This is a genomic window from Microcystis sp. LE19-10.1B (assembly GCF_027530565.1).
Taxonomy (GTDB): domain Bacteria; phylum Cyanobacteriota; class Cyanobacteriia; order Cyanobacteriales; family Microcystaceae; genus Microcystis; species Microcystis aeruginosa.
Genome location: NZ_JAPZQM010000610.1, coordinates 1 through 19,618 on the forward strand (window position 1 = coordinate 1; position 19,618 = coordinate 19,618).

Annotated in this window: 10 protein-coding genes and 2 tRNA genes; 4 read left to right on the forward strand and 8 right to left on the reverse strand. The window is 48.3% G+C overall.

From position 1 onward, the window contains the following. The first annotated feature begins 244 nt into the window (after window positions 1-244). The gene (gene hisA, locus O9332_RS22000; protein WP_002758705.1) at window positions 245-1,006 is read left to right on the forward strand and encodes a 1-(5-phosphoribosyl)-5-[(5-phosphoribosylamino)methylideneamino]imidazole-4-carboxamide isomerase; all 762 of its coding nucleotides are present in this window, start codon (window positions 245-247) and stop codon (window positions 1,004-1,006) included. Here the strand turns inward: hisA and O9332_RS22005 are convergent. The 3 genes from O9332_RS22005 to O9332_RS22015 form a co-directional block, all read right to left on the reverse strand. Further along, window positions 1,003-2,772, reverse strand: a complete 1,770-nt coding sequence (locus O9332_RS22005; RefSeq protein WP_002758704.1) for a beta-barrel domain-containing protein — start codon at window positions 2,770-2,772, stop codon at window positions 1,003-1,005. The two genes, hisA and O9332_RS22005, sit on opposite strands and share 4 nt — an antisense overlap. A 193-nt stretch (window positions 2,773-2,965) precedes the next feature. Continuing rightward, complete coding sequence (locus tag O9332_RS22010; protein WP_002758703.1) at window positions 2,966-5,935, reverse strand: peptidase domain-containing ABC transporter; 2,970 nt, start codon at window positions 5,933-5,935, stop codon at window positions 2,966-2,968. A 75-nt stretch (window positions 5,936-6,010) separates the two neighbouring features. Beyond that, window positions 6,011-6,772, reverse strand: a complete 762-nt coding sequence (locus tag O9332_RS22015) for a peptidylprolyl isomerase (protein ID WP_288027432.1) — start codon at window positions 6,770-6,772, stop codon at window positions 6,011-6,013. A gap of 601 nt (window positions 6,773-7,373) precedes the next feature. On the opposite strand from O9332_RS22015, the gene O9332_RS22020 reads away from it, so the two are divergent. The 3 genes from O9332_RS22020 (at window position 7,374) to O9332_RS22030 (ending at window position 8,194) form a co-directional block, all read left to right on the forward strand. Continuing rightward, a tRNA-Ser gene (locus O9332_RS22020) sits at window positions 7,374-7,458 on the forward strand. A gap of 106 nt (window positions 7,459-7,564) precedes the next feature. Further along, on the forward strand, window positions 7,565-8,080 hold the full coding sequence (locus tag O9332_RS22025) for a GNAT family N-acetyltransferase (RefSeq protein WP_002736326.1): 516 nt from the start codon (window positions 7,565-7,567) through the stop codon (window positions 8,078-8,080). A 40-nt stretch (window positions 8,081-8,120) separates the two neighbouring features. Next, window positions 8,121-8,194 (forward strand) — tRNA-Pro (locus O9332_RS22030). Window positions 8,195-8,674: 480 nt separating this feature from the next. On the opposite strand, the gene O9332_RS22035 is transcribed toward O9332_RS22030, so the two are convergent. From O9332_RS22035 to rpoD, 5 genes are all read right to left on the reverse strand, one after another. Continuing rightward, the gene (locus O9332_RS22035; RefSeq protein ID WP_002758701.1) at window positions 8,675-12,682 is read right to left on the reverse strand and encodes a DNA-directed RNA polymerase subunit beta'; all 4,008 of its coding nucleotides are present in this window, start codon (window positions 12,680-12,682) and stop codon (window positions 8,675-8,677) included. Between the two features lie 223 nt (window positions 12,683-12,905). Continuing rightward, window positions 12,906-16,217: a DNA-directed RNA polymerase subunit beta gene (gene rpoB, locus O9332_RS22040; protein ID WP_002758699.1), complete on the reverse strand. Its 3,312-nt coding sequence runs from the start codon at window positions 16,215-16,217 to the stop codon at window positions 12,906-12,908. Between the two features lie 214 nt (window positions 16,218-16,431). Next, window positions 16,432-17,211 (reverse strand): TatD family hydrolase, encoded by a 780-nt coding sequence (locus tag O9332_RS22045; protein ID WP_002758697.1) that lies wholly within the window; start codon window positions 17,209-17,211, stop codon window positions 16,432-16,434. A gap of 50 nt (window positions 17,212-17,261) precedes the next feature. Next, a complete protein-coding gene (gene rpsT / locus O9332_RS22050) occupies window positions 17,262-17,555 on the reverse strand; it encodes a 30S ribosomal protein S20 (protein ID WP_002737368.1) in 294 nt (97 codons plus the stop codon). A gap of 214 nt (window positions 17,556-17,769) precedes the next feature. Then, window positions 17,770-19,020 carry an RNA polymerase sigma factor RpoD gene (gene rpoD / locus O9332_RS22055; protein ID WP_002758696.1) on the reverse strand — a complete coding sequence of 417 codons (1,251 nt, stop codon included), beginning with the start codon at window positions 19,018-19,020 and terminating at the stop codon, window positions 17,770-17,772. Window positions 19,021-19,618 lie beyond the last annotated feature (598 nt).

The window sequence follows — 19,618 nt, forward strand, 5'->3', positions numbered from 1 at the left end:
CCCCCGATCCCCGCAATGGCTGGCACTTTTTGAGGGAAAAAAAGTCTAAAAGTCTTATCCAACAAGGTTTAACGATGTATCTGTTTGTAACTGAAGAGCCTCAAAATCTTTGTGGACAATGCTTTGAGAGGGATTGTTCCCCTGTCAGACTCAAAACTGATCACTGATCACTGATCACTGATTCAGGGCTGACGGCTGGTACTATATAATGAAAAACGCTCCTTAGTTAGATATTGAGAAAAACATGGAAGTTATCCCCGCTATTGATATTCTCGATGGCAAATGTGTGCGACTTTATCAGGGAGATTACCAACAATCGCAGGTTTTTAACGATAATCCCGCAATAGTGGCGCGAGAATGGGTCAATCAGGGGGCAACCAGATTACATTTAGTTGATTTGGATGGAGCCAAAGAGGGTAAATCGGTTAATTTGTCAACTATTGAAACAATTCTTAATGATATTGCCATTCCCGTACAGGTGGGGGGTGGACTGCGGGATGTAGAAACGGTGAGTAATCTCCTAAAAATCGGGGTAGAAAAGGCGATTGTCGGGACAGTAGCCGTAGAAAAGCCCGAATTAGTCAGCGAACTTTGTCAAAGCTTTCCGGGGCAAATAATTGTCGGTATTGATGCTCGCGATGGCAAAGTAGCCACCAGGGGTTGGTTAGAAACTTCCGCAGTAGATGCGATCGCTCTTGGGCAAGATATGGCAAAAAGAGGAGCCAGCACGATTATCTACACTGATATTCATCGAGATGGCACACTTTCTGGCCCGAATCTCGCCGCTTTGCGAGAATTAGCCGAATCTGTCGAAATTCCCGTAATCGCCTCTGGGGGCATTAGTTCCCTGACGGACCTACTGAGTTTATTGTCTTTGGAACCTTTGGGAGTAACGGGAGTAATCGTGGGCCGCGCCCTTTATACCGGTGCAGTTAACCTCTCGGAAGCGATTAGCGCGATCGGATCGGGCCGTTGGCAGGATGTACCCCCGAATTTTTTCGTTTAACGGACTTGTTTGAGAGTATCCACCTGTTTATTGAACATATCGGTAAATAGTCCCAAAACGGTGCGATTTTCATTGACTTTGATGTTGACACTCACGGACATCCCCGATTGCAGCGGTAGAGTGGATTGATTTTTCAAAACTAACTCTTGACTGTTCAAGCGTACCCGGACGGGGAACCGATAAAAACGGTGATTTTCGTCGGGAGGTAAAGCATCGGAACCGATCGAGATTACTTCTCCCTTAATATCGCCGTATTCACTGTAGGAAAAGGAATCAATGCGAATATCGGCTTTTTGTCCCACGCGCACAAAACCGATGTCTTGGTTAGTCACGTCCACCTCTGCCACTAAACAACCTTTAGCGGCATCTTTCACCTCGGTGGGACAGCCATCGGGAACAAGTTTTAATAATGCTTCCGCTTGACTTGGTTGGGGAACAAACCCGGGCCGGGCCTTGAGATCAAAGACCACACCATCGATGGGGGCGGTAATTTTTTGATATTTAATCGTCTGTTGTGCTTGACTAATTTGACTGTCTAGTTCGGCAATGCGCTTGTTGTTATCAATGATAATGCGACTGATCTGACTATCGATTTCAGCGATCCGTTTGTAATTGTCCGCCATTTTATCGCGCACATCTTTTTCCGTGATTACCGTGGTATTAATCAGCTTTTCTTGCGCTTGGGAGATCAACAGGAAATAACGCTTTTCTTCCTGTTCCAGGCGGGAAATTTCGGCGATGCGGGTTTGTACTTCTTTCTCTTGTTTTTCTCGATCGATTTTGCCGTTAGCCTCTTGCTGCTGTAATTCATTCTGGCGATCAGTTACAGATTGTTTTTGTTTATTAATCTGATAACGGGCGATCGCTCCTTCATCCCCCAAGGGTTCAATATCCTTAAGAATATTACGCTCGATATCCAAGCTTTCTTGGCCCTGTTTCATCGAATTGGCATTACGAGTCTTAATTTCTTCTAAGACTAAGCGATCTTTGATTAATTGCGAGCGGGCATCGGCCAACTGTACCCTAGTTTGGGCCAATTGTTTTTCTAGTTGTTCCATTTCCAATCTAGCGGCCGCTTGTCGAGAATTGGCCTCCCGTCGAGCAGCCCCTAAACGAGCTAATTCATCCCCTTGTAAAGCAGAGCTAGAAGCACCTTCACTGACCTGTGCTTGATAAAGTTGATTTTCTGTCACCAAAGCGGCACGATTACGGGCTAAATCGGCGATTTCACTCGGTAATTTTAATTGAGCGATCGAACTTTCCACTGCTGCTGGTGTCAGATCCTGCGCCATTAAGAGACGATAGAATTGATTTTCCTTCTCAGCACTGGTGCGAATTTTTCTCAAGGATTCTAACTGCACTTGCGAGGCACTGGAATCCATTAAAACCAGTACATCACCTTTGTTAACTCGATCGCCGTCTTTCACTTTCACGAACTGTACTACCCCATTCACCGGTGCTTGTACTTCTTGCACTTTCCCCTGGGGTTTAAGTTGTCCTTGGGCGCCCACCACCTGCTCGATTTTGGCGAGCGCTGACCAAATTAAAGCGGCAGTGGTGACACTCATTAATGTCCAGATAATCGTCCGCGACCAAATGGGTGATTGTTTCAGGATCACCGATTGTTCCGGTGGGCTAAAAGTGGGTAAAGAAGGGCTAATACTTTTATTTTTCGTGGTAGTGGCCACGTTTTTACCCGCTTGGGTGAGTTCATCGCTTTTAGCGTTGCCGTTGCCCTTTTGACCGTTGTTAGAATTACCGTTCATGGGGATTCTCCTATATTTAGGGTTTGCTGAAAAAGTTTTTCGTGGGTGTAGGGTGTGGGGTGTAGGGTGTGGGGTGTGGGGTGTGGGGTGGTCACTGCGTGCGCGTTGCGGGGGGTTTTGGGGTATTAGTTGAAACTTCCCCATTTCCCCATTTCCCCATTTCCCTATCCCCTAATCCCTGTTCCCTGACTGACTAGATTTGCGAATCCTGTTGTTTATAGAGAGTATAGTAAAGGCCTTTTCTGGCCATTAATTCCTCGTGGGTGCCTTCCTCCGCTACTGTCCCCTTATCCATCATGACAATAATATCGGCGGATTTGATCGAAGCTAGACGATGGGTGATAAAAAAGACCGTACGATCCTTGAAAGCTTCCTTGAGATTCAGACACACTTGCCGTTCGGTATTATAGTCGAGGGCGCTGGTGGCCTCATCAAGAATGAGAATTTGCGGTCTTTGCAGGACGGAACGAGCGATCGCAACCCGTTGTCGTTGTCCCCCCGATAGGGATGCCCCCCGTTCACCGACGCGGGTATTATAGCCATTGGGCAGGGTCATAATAAATTCGTGGGCTGCGGCTGCTCTCGCTGCCGAGACGATTTCCTCCACAGTCGCATCGGGGTTAGTCAGGGCGATATTTTCCTGTACCGTACCATCAAATAATAGGGTTTCTTGGGGAACCATGCCGATTTGACGACGCAGGGAATAGAGTTCCACTTTGTTGATATCATAGCCATCGATGAGAATCCGTCCCGATTCTGGTTCGTAGAGACGGGCTAATAGTTTAGTGATGGTACTTTTCCCGGCGCCACTTTCTCCCACCAAAGCGACAAAAGTGCCGGCGGGGAATTCTAAATTGACGTTGTATAGTTGCAGGGGTCCGTGGGGATTGAAGCGGAAAGCGAGGTTTTCGTAGGTGACAGTGCCTTTAATTAAGGGCATGGGGATATTTTGGCGATCGAGTTCCGCTTCTTGGGGAGTATCGACGATATCGGCCAATCTTTCTAGGGATAAGCCGGTTTCTTGGAAGTTTTGCCAGAGTTGGGTCAAACGCAGAATCGGCGAGGTAACGTAGGAAGAGATAATCCGGAAGGCGATTAATTGACCAAGGGTGAGTTTTCCGTCTAAAACTAGGGCTGCTCCCACCCACAGCACTAATAAACCCGATAATTGGTTAAAGAAGTGACTAAAGGAACCGGCCAAAGTTGAGGTCATGACCGTTTGAAAACCTTCGGCCACATAGCGCGCATAACGTTCTTGCCACTGCCAACGGGAACGCAATTCGATATTCTGTGCTTTTACTGTTTGGATTCCCGTCATCACCTCCACTAGATAGGATTGGGTTTCGGCGTTTCGTTCCGCTTTTGCTCGCAGTTGTCGCCGCACGATCGGTGCGAAAATAGCTGTGGAGAGAACTAAAATCGGCACGACTCCCAGGGCCCAAACGGTTAGAATCGGACTATAGATCAACATAACCACGATGTAGATAACCGAGAAAATGGCATCTAACACCACCGTTAGGGCTGTGCCTGTTAAAAATTGCCGAATATTCTCTAATTCGTTGATTCTTGTCGAAATTTCCCCCACTGGCCGCCGTTCAAAGTATTTCAGGGGTAAGCGCAGCAGGTGATCGATAATTTCTGAACCGAGGGTCATGTCGATGCGGTTAGTGGTATCGACAAAAAGAGATGTTCTCAAAAAGGTTAAAATCCCCTCAAAAACGGCAATTACTAAGAGGAAAACCCCGAGGGTGTTCAGAGTTTCCGGGCTATTCTGCACGATCACTTTATCGATAATCACCTGAATCATCAAGGGATTGGCCAGGGCAAATAACTGCACGAAGAAAGAAGCGATAAAAACTTCTATTAAGACTCGTTTATGTTTCTTGACAGAAGGCCAAAACCATGATAGGCCAAAACGCTGTTGCTGGGTGTGTTTGGTGGGTTTGAGCAGAATTACTTCCCCTTTTTCGTCCCAAGATTCCAGAAATTCGCTGGTTTTGCGTTTAATTATCCCCCGTTCCGGAACGGCGATCGTGGTTTCCCGTTGATTAATTTCGTAGAGGATAACGATGCTGTCTTGCCAGCGAATTAGGGCAGGAGGGTTGATATTGGGCAAGGAAGTAGCATTTAGGGGTACTAATTGGCTATGGAGTCCCACTAACTCGGCCACAGCCCCACACAGGGGCAGGGAAAGGCTGCCGGTTCTTTGCAGTTGATCCCTTAGGATGCGTTGGATCACGTCCTTGCGAAAGGGGATATTAAAATATTTGCAGATCATCTGAAAACAGGCACTCACCGCCTCTAGTTCCGTTTTTCCCCCGAAAAAAGGATAGGATTTGCGGTTTTTCTGGACAGTTTTTTCAAGGTCGATATCGCTGGTGATGTCGCTGATTCTTCCTTGGGGGATATCTAATACCTGGGTGGGTTTATTTCCCTTAATGACTTGGGTTTCCCAGATATCGTCCGTTTCTGTTTCCGCAGCCGCTTCGGTTTCCACTGTCAAGAATTCATCTAACTGATCGGAGGAAAGACCTAATAAGCGGGTGTTAGTCGGATTGTTCTGGGTGATAACTGTGCCGATAGGATAATTATCGGTATTTTCGCTGACTAACCAGAGATAATCATCGTTAATCTGGTTGTAGGACACACAAGCTTTGTTTAAAAGAGCCTGAGCAATTTCTTTCAGGTCCCCCCCACCCCAGGCCTGTTGATTAAGATAGGAGCCTAGGAGAGCATAAACTTCAGCGATCGAGGTTTCTTTAAAGAAATGTTCCTTAAATTCGGGGTAATTATTGATTAAAGACCAAAAATCCTCTTGTTTTAAGGTTAAACAGATAGTGACTTCCGAAGAAGCGATCACCGTTTCACAGGGGCTACCGCGCAGGAGACTGATCCACCCGAATAAATCCCCCGGCTGCAATTTAGCCAAAGTAACCGGCAACGGATTGTCAACCCTAGCATCGTAACCCAAAAGTCTGGCCTCTCCCTCGTAGAGAAGGACGAGGTGGGAGGGTAAGCGGTCGCACTTGAGGATCGCATTGCCCATCTCATAGCGAAAGGGTTGTAATTTCTGGCCGAGGGAACGTCTAACCTCGACGGGCAGGCGATCAAAGGGCTGTACGGTCTCCAGAAAGGCGGTAAAATCTAAAGTGGTGTAACTCATTAGCTAGGCGAAAATTGACTAAGTTGGCAAATAATTAAGCGAAAAGACTGGGTTTACCCAGCTTGGCAAGGGATGCTATATAATCGATACCTGCTCGCTATTGACTGGGGTTGATTCGGAGATAAATTTCACTGTTTGCATTTGAGTCATTAACCATTGTTGGAATAAATCATTCCGTAAGCGTTGACGGGTGGGAGGATCCAGTTCACAGGATAAGTATTTTTCTAACCGGACAATTACGACCCATTCTCCCACTTGCGTCGGTGGCCACAGTTGCCCCGGTTTACTTGCTTTGAGAATTTGCCCAATCTGGGGATGGGGAGTGCTCAGTTCCACAGGTCCGATTAGTCCTCCGGTTTCTGCTTCTGCTCCTTGGGAGTATTTTTTGGCTAGTTCAGCGAAGCTATTTTCTCGATCCTGTATCCGGAAAAATAGTTCTTGGGCAATGCCGATATTTTTTGTCCGAATCAGGGAATAAACCACCTTATCCAATTGATTTTTGACTTGCAAGAAGTAGGATTCTACTTTGTTATCCCAAGTCTCCTGTTTAAATTTTTCCAGTTTAATGTCCCGAAGAATTAGATATTCTAGTTGTTCGGAATCCATCCCGTTTTGTCGTAACCAAGATTTCATTTGTTCATCGTTGGCAATTTGATTATTTTGATAGAAACGGGAATAGGCGGCGTTTCTTTCTTCGGGATTGCAGGTGATATCGGCAATCGCTTGCTCGATAATTACTTCCCGGATTAACTGGGGTAACATACCATATTTTGCCAAAAGAGGCAAGACCGCTGAATCGCTAATTTTGTGGTCGCCGATTTCAATAATTGAACTCATAATAAATACATTTTCCTCACAGAAATGTTTAAAACTATCAACTCTAGGAGCTTCTAAATTTTATTGAGGTGATTATACGTCAAAACAGCAATTTTAAGGCACCCCTCCCCATTCTAATTTTAGTTTTCCCCCTTGAAAGCCGAAAATTACAGAAATTAAACAAATAAGTCGGTCATCTTGGCGGGGATGGTGAGGGGAATTGGTTCGGCCGATCGGCCCGCCCAAAATGCTGCTCAGAAACCCCTAATTAGGGCTGGCTGAATAAATCTAAAAACCTTGTTGGCTAAGACTTTTAGACTTTTTTGATCTCCAAAAGTGCCAGGCCTAGGAGTGATCAGGGGGGGGGGAAATTCAGGTACTTTTTCCCTGAAAATCGGTAAACCCCCACACCCTGCCGCCAGGAAAGACTTTTTCAGCCAACCCTAATTGTGCCTCTAATTGACTAGAATAGACTTCTTGCAGAAATTGGGGAAGGGGGAAAGGGGAAATTTTAACCCTTAACCCTATATTCTATAATATGCAACCCTTTTACCTGCATTTGCGGAAAATTTTTTGATTTATGCAAGAGTTCTAATGATAAGATATTAGGTATGGCTGCCTTGGAGAGGTGGCAGAGTGGTCGATTGCGCTCGACTTGAAATCGAGTAACCAGCAATGGTTCGTGGGTTCAAATCCCACCCTCTCCGTACTCAACCAATCAAATTTGGACTCCAGTGGCCCGATTGTTCTTAGAGAGGGGAAAATAAAATATACTAGGCTAAAAGGACAATATTGAGGCAGTAGCCCCCCGGCATGGTTTTTTGGAAAAGATTGTTTAATAGCTCGGAAGTCACTGCATCTCCTGACTATTCGGGAGACTTGGTAGAGGTTGCCCAGAATGACCTCGGACAGACGCGAGTGTTTTTTAGTACTGATCGAGAGCTAGATCTATATGAGTTAGAAGAACTTTGTGACTCGGTAGGTTGGGCCCGTCGTCCTTTACGCAAAGTTAAAAAGGCGATCGAATGTAGTTTTTTAGTCGTGTCGATGTGGGAAGTGCGAGGTAATCGCCGTCGTTTAGTGGGTTTTGCTCGTGCCACTTCCGATCACGCTTTTAATGCTACAGTCTGGGATGTGGTTGTTCATCCTCACTATCAAAGTAAAGGCTTTGGTAAAGCATTAATGAAATTTATGATCAGGAAGTTGCGGGGTGAGGACATCAGTAATATAACTCTTTTCGCCGATCCGCAGGTGGTGGATTTCTATCGTCGTCTCGGTTTTGTTCTCGATCCCGAAGGTATCAAAGGGATGTTTTGGTATCCCGATTAAGAATGCGGCTCTTAGGCTATACTAAAAAAAGAGTTTACTTCGGGATGTAGCGCAGCTTGGTAGCGCGCCTGCTTTGGGAGCAGGATGCCGCAGGTTCAAATCCTGTCATCCCGACTGGAGAGAAAATTCTTCAAATCCTTACTTTGTCTCCTTTCCGGTTGACAAGAAAGGCTGCCTTTTTTTATTGCCAAACTCTGGTGAGTTAGCGGGAAAAGTAGGGGCGAAGCATTCGGATAGGAAATCTACGGTTTCAGCGATAGGTTATGCCCGAATGCTTCGCCCGTACAGGACGCAGGTCGATGAAGATGCAAGGTTTTGAACCACGATTCTCTCAAAATCTTGCACCTGTGAGAGCAAAACAAAACCCTAAAACCCTTACCTCGTCTATAGCGGTTCTCGCATCTGTGCGGCACACTTAAACCTTTGCTGATTAAGCTGTTCAGGATCGGGAATGTACCTCTTGTGAATCAGAAACGCTATATATTTCATATTTATTCAGCCAACCCTAGGGAGTTTGGGGAGAGAAGGAGGAGGTTTTTGGAGAATAACAAGGGTTTTTCCGGCCACTCCTCCTTTTAAGATATCTACAGACGATTATTCTTCTTCGTAATCCCCCTCGAAATCGTCCTCATCCCCTTCCTCATCGGCTTCTGACCAGCTGTCGCTGATGGGTTGGCGACTAAAGCGACTGCTGCCGCGGGAGGAGAGGAAAGCCATTTCATCATCCTCTAAATCGACCACATCACCCTCAGCGTAGGCGCGAGCGGTTTGATCGTCAAGAATCATATCGCTATCCTCGCTACTATCGCCGAAACCGGGACGAGGAGGGAAACTGGGACTGCTGGGGGCAGCGTAATAACCACGATTGTTGTTGTAGTTATATTCCTCCTCTGGGGGGGCGTAATCGCTGATCCCCGCCATGTTTTCGTGGGAATTAAAGCCAGTACCCGCCGGAATCAGACGACCGATAATCACGTTTTCCTTGAGACCCCGTAACCAGTCGGACTTGCCTTCGATCGCCGCTTCCGTGAGGACGCGGGTGGTTTCTTGGAAGGAGGCGGCACTGATAAAGCTATCGGTATTCAAGGAAGCTTTGGTGATTCCCAGTAGTACAGGCGTATATTTAGCCGCCGCCCCACCGGTGATTGACATGGCTTCATTTACCGTCTCCACCTGTCGCAATTCCAACAATTCCCCGGGCAACATACTGGTATCGCCGCCGTCATCGATCCGCACCTTAGAGGTCATCTGACGCACGATAACTTCGATGTGTTTATCGGCAATATCGATCCCCTGGGATTGATAAACCGACTGTACCTGATCAACGAGGAACATCTGGGTTTTTTCCAAGGCTTTTAAGGCCGCTTCGTAACTGCCCAAGCTATCCACATAATAATTAAAGAACACCTCTAAAATCTCGTGGGGATTAGCCTGACCATCGGTTAACGCCTGACCCGCATCGATACGCTGATTATCGCTCACCAGGGGGTTTTGACTGCCTAAAAGCGGATATTCACTGATCGTGCCGTCATCCTCGACCACCTTAATATCGACGATCTCAGAATCTTGGTACTCCACTTGACAAACTCCCGGCTTGCGTGCCAGGACACAGGCCTCTTTCGGTTTACGCGCTTCGAGCAGTTCTTCGATTCTCGGTAAACCTTGAATGATATCCCCGGTTTTCGAGCGCTCAAACACCAACAGCACCAAATTATCGCCCCGTTGGACCAGATCTCCCTCGTCGATGTGCAGAATGGCCCCCGCCGATACTCGGTAGGGTCGGGCCTTACGCAGACGGATTTCATAGCCAGTGGCGGTTTTGTCAACGGCCAGCACTTGACCGGAATTGGGGGCTAAAACTCCAGCAGCGATCTCAGCTTCGGCGATTACCAGATCCCTGGCCTTGACGGTGGGAGCAACAGCGAGCGGGAGAATAAACTCGTCACGGTCACTCACAATTAAAAGACGGCGCACCGCTTCGCTGCCCTTGCGAATCCCGCGAATTTCTCCAGCTTCCTTACACTGGATTTCGGTTCTGGCCACCACTGCCCCCGGTGGAATTTCATCGCCATCTTGGACGAGAACGCGAGTCTGAATATTACCCCCTAAAGGATCATTATCACTATCTCGACGCAGCACCAGAGATTCGAGAATAACTAACTGTAAACGCTGACAATCCCTGTCCTCAATCGGTTCTAACTCGATATCGGCCGTCAGATGGGAGACCGATTCCGGTTCTTCGCTAGAAATTTCTAGGACTAATTGGGTGCTGATCAGTTGACAACCCTCGACGGATTTAACTCTTTCCCCGTCTTTAAAGAAAATGCGCTGCACCGATCGCAGTTCGATATGTCGTCCTCCTTCTTGGTTAGCGGAACCCTGGGTGGGAGAAGTGGATTGGTCTTCTACGGTGAACTCCTGTACTGGTCGCAGCAGTAATCCCAAACCCTCGTTAGTTTCCACCCATTCCGCTTGCCGTAACTCCTCGATCGTGACTTCGGGAGTCAACTGTGTCCCGGGGTAAATTAACTGTTCTTGGGCAATTCCGGAGGATTCCGGTTCGAGATCCATAAATAACAGCCCCGGTTTGACAATGATCTCCCGGAGGATGTCATTTTTCTGGATGACTTCCACCACACCGCTAGAGTTACAGAAGATGTCTTTAACCACTTCTTCCCCTGCTTCCACATACTGCCCATCTTCCACCTGTAAGAGGGAGATATCTTTATTGACTTCGTGGGTTTCTTCGGGAATCCAGAGGATCGTGCCGCCTTTGGTGATTTCATAACCCTGTTTGCGGCTGCCTTTGGCGACTTCGATATCGACGTATTTAATCATCCCGCCGGTGTGGGTTTGATAGCGATCATCGATTAACTCGGCGACAATAGCATGATTCTGTACCTTTGTCCCCGGAGTGGTTTTCAGCAGGAAGCGCTGACCATCGACCGAATGAATAATAAATTGTTCCCGACCAGCGCTACTTTCCACTTTTACTTCGGCCTGATCCAAAGACACGGAAGCGGTGACGATATCGATTTCCCGGCTATTGGGGGCTAAACGCACCAAACCGCCGTTAGTGGATACTAACTTAGTTTCCGCTAGAACATCCCCCACTTGTACTTGATCGCCGTTACTGACCACGGGTTCAGCCCCGGTTGGCAAGTTATACACTTCTCCGGAGAGAATCCATAGTAATCCCCCCCGTTGGGCGATGCGGGTGGTATTGCCTTGGCGATCGGTTTTTTCCTCTGGGACTAATTGCGAGAATAGCACCTCGCCGGCTAAGTCACTGGTTACGTCTTTTGTGGCTTTTTCCGTGGATTTTTGGACTTTATCGGAGGTTATTTCCGCTAGTAACTGTTCCTCGCTTACCGTTGCCCCATCGGTGACAAATAGCAGTGATCCCGGAGTCAAAGAGTAGGTGACAGTTTCTTTAGTTTTATCCTTGGGTGTTAATTTAATTTCCCCCGGCGCCTCCACCTGGTCCCGTTCATCCCCGTGGCGAGTTCGCACGTTACGGATACTTAACCCCGGCAGAAAACGCACGGTTCCCTCGAAGGGACTCCGCACTTGCCGGGCCACTTCTCCGGTAAATACGCCCCCAGTGTGGAAGGTACGCATGGTTAACTGAGTTCCCGGTTCCCCGATCGATTGGGCTGCAATAATCCCCACTGCTTCCCCCATATCCACCGGATGACCGTGGGCCAGACTCCAACCGTAACAGGTTTGGCAAACTGAGCGGGCTGCTTCACAGGTTAAGGGGCTGCGGACTTTGATTTTATCGACCAGTTTGCCCAGTTTTTCGGCGGTTTCATCATCGATAATCTGGTTGCGGGTGGCGATCACTTCTCCCTTGACCACCACATCTTCGGCCAAGGAACGACCTAATAGGCGATCGCTTAAGGGAATTAACACGCGATCGCCATCGGTCATAGCAGTTAATTCGATGTAACGATTGGTGCCACAATCTGCCTCGCGGACGATGACATCTTGGGACACATCCACTAGACGACGGGTCAGATAACCGGAATCTGCCGTCCGTAGGGCGGTATCAACTAAACCTTTGCGCGCCCCGTAGGAGGAAATAACGTATTCGGTAACGGTCAATCCTTCCCGGAAGTTAGTCTTAATCGGGAGGTCAATAATTTCCCCCTGGGGATTAGCCATTAATCCCCGCATTCCCACTAACTGACGCACTTGGCTCATATTGCCCCGCGCCCCGGAGAAAGCCATCATATAGACGGAGTTGAGGGGATCGGTCACTTGGAAGTTGCGAATTACTTCATCTTTAAGCGATTCAGATGTACTATTCCAAGTATCAATTACTTTTTGGAAGCGTTCCACTTCGGTGATTTCCCCGCGCACATAACGCTGTTCGGTTTGCCGGATTTCCTGTTCGGCACTTTCGATCATTTGTCGTTTAGCCGGCGGTACGGTTAAATCATCCACACTAATGGAAACCCCTGCTTTGGTAGCGAAACGAAACCCGAGGTTTTTCAATTCATCGGCCATTTGTGAACAGCGCGCCGAACCGTAGTTTTGATAGGCCCAAGCGATCAGTTTTTTCAGTTTTCCTTTGTCAACAGTTTGGTTATAAAACATCTCGATCCCAGTAACAAGTAAACAGCTATTAGCTATCAGCCATCAGCATTCAGCTATCAGTTAGAAAAGGGAACAGGAAATAGGGAACGGGGAATAGGGAATAGGCAAATTTTTACTTTACTGTCCTTTTTTTTGCTTTTTCCTGGAAAATTCTCTCCTGTCTCCTGTCTCCTGACTCCTGACTTCTCACTGATAACTGATTACTGATTACTGATCACTGAAATTACACTTCCGATTCTTCTTCCTCAAAGTCTTCCGTGGTTAAAGATTCGTAGGTGGGGCGAGAGGGGGCGCGACGACCGACATCGACCATCAGATCCACCTCCACATCGCGGGAAGTACCATCGGGGGCATTTTCCACCTTGTGAACGGCGATATCGAGGCCGAGGGATTGCAATTCTCGCATCAAAACCTTAAAGGATTCTGGCGTACCCGGGCGGGGAATCGGCTTGCCTTTTACGATCGCATTTAAAGCCTCATTCCGTCCTTGCATATCATCGGATTTCACCGTGAGCAATTCCTGCAAGGTATAGGCTGCCCCGTAGGCCTCCAGGGCCCAGACTTCCATTTCTCCGAAGCGCTGGCCTCCCTGTTGAGCTTTACCGCCCAGGGGTTGCTGAGTAACCAAGGAGTAGGGACCGGTAGAACGGGCGTGAATTTTATCATCAACCAGGTGAACCAGTTTTAACATATAGGCCATACCGACGGTAACGGGACGGTCAAAGGGTTCGCCGGTGCGACCATCATAGACGGTGACTTTGCCGGCGTGTTCTTCCTTGAACACCCAATCGCGATTAGGTTTTTTCGAGGCGTTTTCTAGCAATCCGTGGACGGTTAAACGGCTGGCTTCTTCCCCATACATTTCGTCAAAAGGAGTAATCTTAAAGCGCACGCCCAGATTTTCGCCAGCCCAACCCAGTAAACATTCAAACACCTGACCGACGTTCATGCGACTGGGAACCCCTAGGGGATTGAGAACGATATCGACGGGACGACCATCGGGGAGGTAGGGCATATCTTCCAGGGGCAGAATCCGAGAAATAATCCCTTTATTGCCGTGACGACCCGCCATTTTATCGCCCACTTGGATTTTGCGTTTTTGGGCAACGTAAACCCGTACCACCATATTGGCCCCGGGGGGTAATTCATCTCCCTGTTCGCGGGTAAATACCCGCACATCCACTACCCGGCCTTTTTCGCCGTTGGGGACGCGGAGGGAGTTATCCCGTACATCCCGGGCTTTTTCGCCGAAAATTGCCCGCAGTAGTTTTTCTTCGGGGGGTTGGTCTGATTCGCCTTTCGGGGTGACTTTCCCCACGAGGATATCGCTGGCTTCTACCCAGGCCCCGATGCGAATAATGCCGCGTTCATCGAGGTTTCGCAGGGCATCTTCACCGACGTTGGGAATTTCCCTGGTGATTTCCTCAGGTCCGAGTTTAGTTTGACGAGCTTCGATTTCGTATTTTTCAATGTGGATACTGGTGTAGGTGTCTTGTGCCACCAGTCTTTCGCTGATTAAAATCGCGTCTTCGTAGTTATAGCCTTCCCAGGGCATATAGGCGACGAGGATATTCTGGCCGAGGGCGATTTCTCCTCCTTCGGTGGCGGAACCATCGGCGAGGATCTGCCCTGGCACAACTTGTTCCCCTTGATAGACTAAAGGACGCTGATTTAGGCAGGTATCTTGGTTAGAGCGTTGATATTTCTGAATTTCGTACTCGATCTCGCTCTTGCCAAAAATCTCTTTGTCTTCATCCGCCACTTTGATGCGAATCCGGTTAGCATCGACGTAGGAAACGACCCCATTGGTACGGGAAACGATGACCATGCCGGAGTCGCGAGCGGCCTGTGCTTCCAATCCGGTACCCACAAGGGGACGTTCGGGACGCAGCAGGGGAACCGCTTGTCGTTGCATATTAGAACCCATCAGGGCGCGGTTAGCGTCGTCGTGTTCAAGGAAGGGAATCAGGGAAGTGGCCACCGAGACAATTTGGACGGGGGAAACACAAACGTAGTCCACTTGTTCGGGGGAGGTGGTGGAGAATTCCTGCCGATAGCGCACTGGGATAGTTTCGCCGAGGATATAACCATTTTCATCGGTGGCCACGTCTCCTGGTGCGACTCTGAGATCGTCTTCTTCGTCGGCGGTGAGGTATTTAACGGGGAGATCGTAGCGAACTCGTCCATTTTCCACCGCGTAACAGGGGGTTTCAATAAAACCGTAGTCGTTGACGCGGGCGTAGGTGGCCAGGGAACCGATTAAACCGGCGTTGGGACCTTCTGGGGTTTCCACCGGACAAATGCGGCCGTGGTGGGAGGGGTGAATGTCGCGCACGGCAAAACCGGCCCGTTCCCGGGTCAGACCGCCGGGGCCAAGGGCGGAAATGCGGCGTTTATGGGTCAATTCCGCTAGGGGGTTGGTTTGATCCATGAACTGGGAGAGTTGCGAGGAACCAAAGAATTCTTTAATCGCCGCTACTAGGGGTTTCGGGTTGACTAGGGAAGCGGGGGTGAGGTTTTGGGATTCGCTGACGGTCATCCGTTCCCGAATGATTCTTTCTAAGCGGTTTAAACCTACTCGCACTTGGTTTTGTAGCAGTTCACCCACGGAACGGACGCGACGGTTGCCGAGGTGGTCGATGTCGTCGGTGTTGCCGATGTCAAATTCGAGGTTAATTAGGTAGTCGATCGCCGATAAGATGTCGGTGGTGGTGAGAACGCGCTGGTTATCGGGGACGTTGAGGCGTAGTTTTTTGTTGAGTTTATAACGACCAACGCGACCGAGATCGTAGCGTTTATTGTCAAAAAAGCGCGATTCGAGCAGTTGTTGTCCGCCGGTGACGGTGGGAGGTTCCCCGGGGCGTAGTTTGCGGTACAGGTCGAGGAGTGCCTCTTCTTCGGTGGGATTGCCTTCTTTGTCGAGGGTTTTTTGGTAGAATTCGGGGTGGCGTAGGGAGTCAAAGATTTCGTTATCGCTCAATCCGATCGCTTTCAGGAGAACTTGGGCGGATAATTTGCGGGTTTTGTCGATTCTGACCCAGACTAAGCCGTTTTTGTCGGTTTCAAATTTTAACCAAGCTCCTCGGTTGGGAATCAGGGAAGCGGAGTAGGTACGGCGACCATTTTTGTCGATTTCGGCCTTGTAGTAAACACCGGGAGAACGGACGATCTGATTGACGATGACTCGTTCAGCCCCGTTAATGATAAAGGTTCCCCGTTCGGTCATCAGGGGTAAATCGCCGATAAAGACTTCCTGTTCGATGTTTTCTCCCGTTTCTTTGTTGATTAGACGGGTGGGAACGTACATCTGAACGGAATAGGTGCTATCGCGTCGTTTGGCTTCATCGACGTTGTATTTCGGTTCTTTGAGTCTGTAGTCCTGGCCGAGGAAATGTAGTTCTAATTTACCTGTATAGTCGCTGATGGGGGAAAAGCTATTCAGTTCCTCGATTAGTCCTTCTTCCAAAAACCACCGAAAACTGGAGTGTTGGATTTCGATGAGGTCGGGTAAGAGGTTAAAGGTAAGATTGTTCATTATGGTTACAAGGGCTGATGACACGATAGCGACGGTCGGGAATTGCTCTCGGAGATCGGGGTTTTTAGGGGTTGGGTGTTGGGGTTTTAGGGTTTTAGGGTGTTGGGGTTTTAGGGTGTTGGGGTTTTAGGGTTTTAGTTGAATTCCCCCATTTCCCCATTTCCCCATTTCCCCATTTCCCCGTCCCCTGCTCTGTGCTAATAAACTATGTTTTTTAACTGGGGAGTTGAAATAAGTTGCGGGCGTTCTGGGTGGTTTGTTCGGCTAGGGTTTCGACCGGATAGCCGCGCAGACGGGCGACGGTTTCGGCCACGTGGAAGACGAAGGAGGGTTCACAAGGTTTACCGCGGTGGGGATTGGGGGAGAGAAAGGGGCAATCGGTTTCGATCAGTAGGCGATCGCTGGGGACAATTTGGGCGGCAGCTTGCACAGTTTTACTGTTTTTGAAGGTGACAATGCCGCTAAAGCTGATGTAAAAACCCAAATCTAAAAACCATTGAGTTTCTTCGGGGTTGCCAGTCCAGCAGTGCATCACGCCGCGAATTTTGCCCACTTGTTGCCGAAAGGCGCTGATTTCCTCCCGCATGACCGGGGCCGCATCTCGACAATGGATAATCACGGGTTTATCGAGACGATGGGCGATTTCTAATTGCGTCCAAAAGACCTGTTTTTGCTGCTCTTGATTATCCGCTTTATAGAAGTCTAAACCCATTTCCCCGATCGCCACGACGCGCCGATCAGATCGGGCTAGGGATTCGATCTGATCGGCACTATTATCTCGCCATTTTTGGGCATCTAGGGGATGTAAACCGACGGCGAAGGAAATTTCCTCAAATTGATCGGCAATGGCTTTAATCGCTGCAAACTCCTCCGGTTCGACACAGGAGTGAACCAGATGAACGACTCCCACACTTCGCCAACGTTCGGAGATAGCGGGCAAGTCGGCTTGCAAAACGTCAAAGTTCAAATGAACGTGCGTATCTATTAATTGCATCGACCCCCGATCGCTTGTTGCGTCTGTCCTGATTACAGCTTACTCGTTTCTTAGGAAGCTTGGCTAACTTTTTGCAAAGCTTTGGCTAAACCGGCTTTTTTTCTAGCGCCGTTGTTCCGGTGCAAGACGTTGCGCTTGACGGCTTTATCGATTTTACTGTAAGCTTCCGATAGAGCTTGTTGGGCGCTTTCTAGCCCTTCTGGGCTGGGGTTGGCTCCGTAGGCCGAGACAGCGACAAGACATTTTTTGATCAGGGTTCTTACGGCTGACTTGTACGCTTTGTTGCGGAGACGATTTCTTTCGGAGATTTGGACTCGTTTGAGTGCAGACTTTGTATTAGCCACAGTCGTTTCTTGTTCTCAATACTGGTATGGTTAATCGGGACACAGACAAACCATAATAACAGATTTGTGCTATTTGTTGCAAGAGTTTTCTGGACAAGATTGGGGCAACCCCAGAGATATTTTCAGGATTAGGTTCCCACCGATGGGGAAGTGTAGATGACGATAAAACTGAGCCTCAAGGAGACTCAGTTTCTAGTTTTTTAAGGACGGGAAGTTAACGAATGTACTCTTTGAGGATACTATTACGGTTAGGGTGACGCAGTTTCCGCAGGGCTTTGGCTTCTATTTGACGAATGCGCTCGCGAGTGACGTTGAAAATCTGGCCGATTTCTTCGAGTGTTTTCATCCGGCCGTCATCTAAACCGTAGCGCAGACGCAGCACATCGCGTTCGCGAGGACTAAGGGTATCGAGGACGTTTTCTAAATCCTCGCGTAATAAATTTTTAGAAACTTCATCTTCTGGGGTTTCCCCATCCGCTTCGATAAAGTCTCCTAAACGGGAATCTTCTTCTTTACCGATGGGAGTCTCTAGAGAAATAGGTAATTGGGCAGATTTAGCAATAAAACGCAGTTTTTCAATGGTCATCTCCATCTTGGTGGCGATTTCTTCCTCGGTGGGTTTGCGACGCATTTCCTGAGAAAGAATCTTGGTGGTTTTTTTGATCCGGGAGATGGTTTCGTAGAGGTGGACGGGAAGTCTAATGGTGCGGGATTGATCGGCGATCGCCCGGGTGATGGCTTGACGAATCCACCAAGTGGCATAGGTGGAGAATTTATACCCCTTTTCGTGGTCGAATTTTTCGGCGGCGCGGATCAAACCGAGGGAACCTTCTTGAATTAAATCTTGGAAGGAAAGACCGCGATTCATGTATTTCTTGGCGATCGAAACCACTAAACGCAGGTTCGATTGTACCATTTTTTCCTTAGCGCGACGACCATGGTACAAACGACGCTTAAAGGCCGATAAGTATTCCTTTGATTTCGCCAGCCATTCTTCCAGCATGGGAGCCATTAGCTCCGTCTTACCTAAATAAGCCTTAATATCCGATAATTTCGGTTCTTTTTCCGATTTTTCGGCGATAATTTTCTCGATGCGCTCGAACAAGAAAACCTGTTTTCCCCATTCAGCATCGCTATAGAGGCAAAAATCTTCGCGAATGCGTTCTAATTTCAGTAGGTCGGCGATTTTTCTCGCTAATTCGATCTCCTCCTCCGCTCTCAATAACCGAATCCTGCCGATCTCTTGCAGATAAATCCGAATCGAATCTTCCGTATAGGGTTTTTTTCTAGCGGCGTCGCGACGACGAGCGCTGGCAAGGCGGCGGTTTTTTTTGCCATCGTTGCTATCGCTGGTTTCTTCTAGCTCTAACTCGATATCCTCATCATCGAAGTCTTCGTCTAGGTCAATCAAATCTAAATCCAATGGCGGCTCGGTAAGGGTTAGTACATCGTGGGCCTGCATCATGCCGTTTTCCTCTTGCTCCTTCTGTGCAAAACTAGAAGATCGAATCTCAATCTAGGTGATACTGAACAAATTTGTGTCTCAAATCCGAGAGGGGCAAAGACTTTTCCGATTGTAGCTTTAATTACAACAAATGGGAGAAGATTTTTGCTTAAATTTCCTTGTGTCGATGCGATTTTAGCGACACGGAATGCTGTTTTAGCTCGGTCAACTCATAATCTGGCTCCTGCAAAAATTGGGTAAATGGCTGGAGGACTGGAATCCGATCGCCGGTTTGTCTGCGGTGTTGACCAGATAGCTAAGTATCAAAGGAATTATGGGATGGGTTAACTGTTCCCACTGGCAAGAGGAACATAATCCCTATTGGCCCTTGCTAATTCCTTTAGTCTTTAGCTATTGTATTTAATTTGATCGGATTCTTACGGACAAATTTCATCCCTCATTGCTTTTACGCGAATCCAATTTCAATACAAGTGTATTAAAATTGTTAGAGCGCAAGCTCATAATATTAACTTAGCAACATTTTAGAAATTTGCGAGACAAATTTAAGATTTTCTCCAATAGCACCGTGGGGTGTGGGGTGTGGGGTGTGGGGTGTAGG

Coding starts and splice junctions, on each gene's coding strand:
- hisA (WP_002758705.1), top strand. CDS start 245: ATGGAAGTTATCCCCGCTATTGATATTCTCGATGGCAAATGTGTGCGA.
- O9332_RS22005 (WP_002758704.1), bottom strand. CDS start 2,772: ATGAACGGTAATTCTAACAACGGTCAAAAGGGCAACGGCAACGCTAAA.
- O9332_RS22010 (WP_002758703.1), bottom strand. CDS start 5,935: ATGAGTTACACCACTTTAGATTTTACCGCCTTTCTGGAGACCGTACAG.
- O9332_RS22015 (WP_288027432.1), bottom strand. CDS start 6,772: ATGAGTTCAATTATTGAAATCGGCGACCACAAAATTAGCGATTCAGCG.
- O9332_RS22025 (WP_002736326.1), top strand. CDS start 7,565: ATGGTTTTTTGGAAAAGATTGTTTAATAGCTCGGAAGTCACTGCATCT.
- O9332_RS22035 (WP_002758701.1), bottom strand. CDS start 12,682: ATGTTTTATAACCAAACTGTTGACAAAGGAAAACTGAAAAAACTGATC.
- rpoB (WP_002758699.1), bottom strand. CDS start 16,217: ATGAACAATCTTACCTTTAACCTCTTACCCGACCTCATCGAAATCCAA.
- O9332_RS22045 (WP_002758697.1), bottom strand. CDS start 17,211: ATGCAATTAATAGATACGCACGTTCATTTGAACTTTGACGTTTTGCAA.
- rpoD (WP_002758696.1), bottom strand. CDS start 19,020: ATGATGCAGGCCCACGATGTACTAACCCTTACCGAGCCGCCATTGGAT.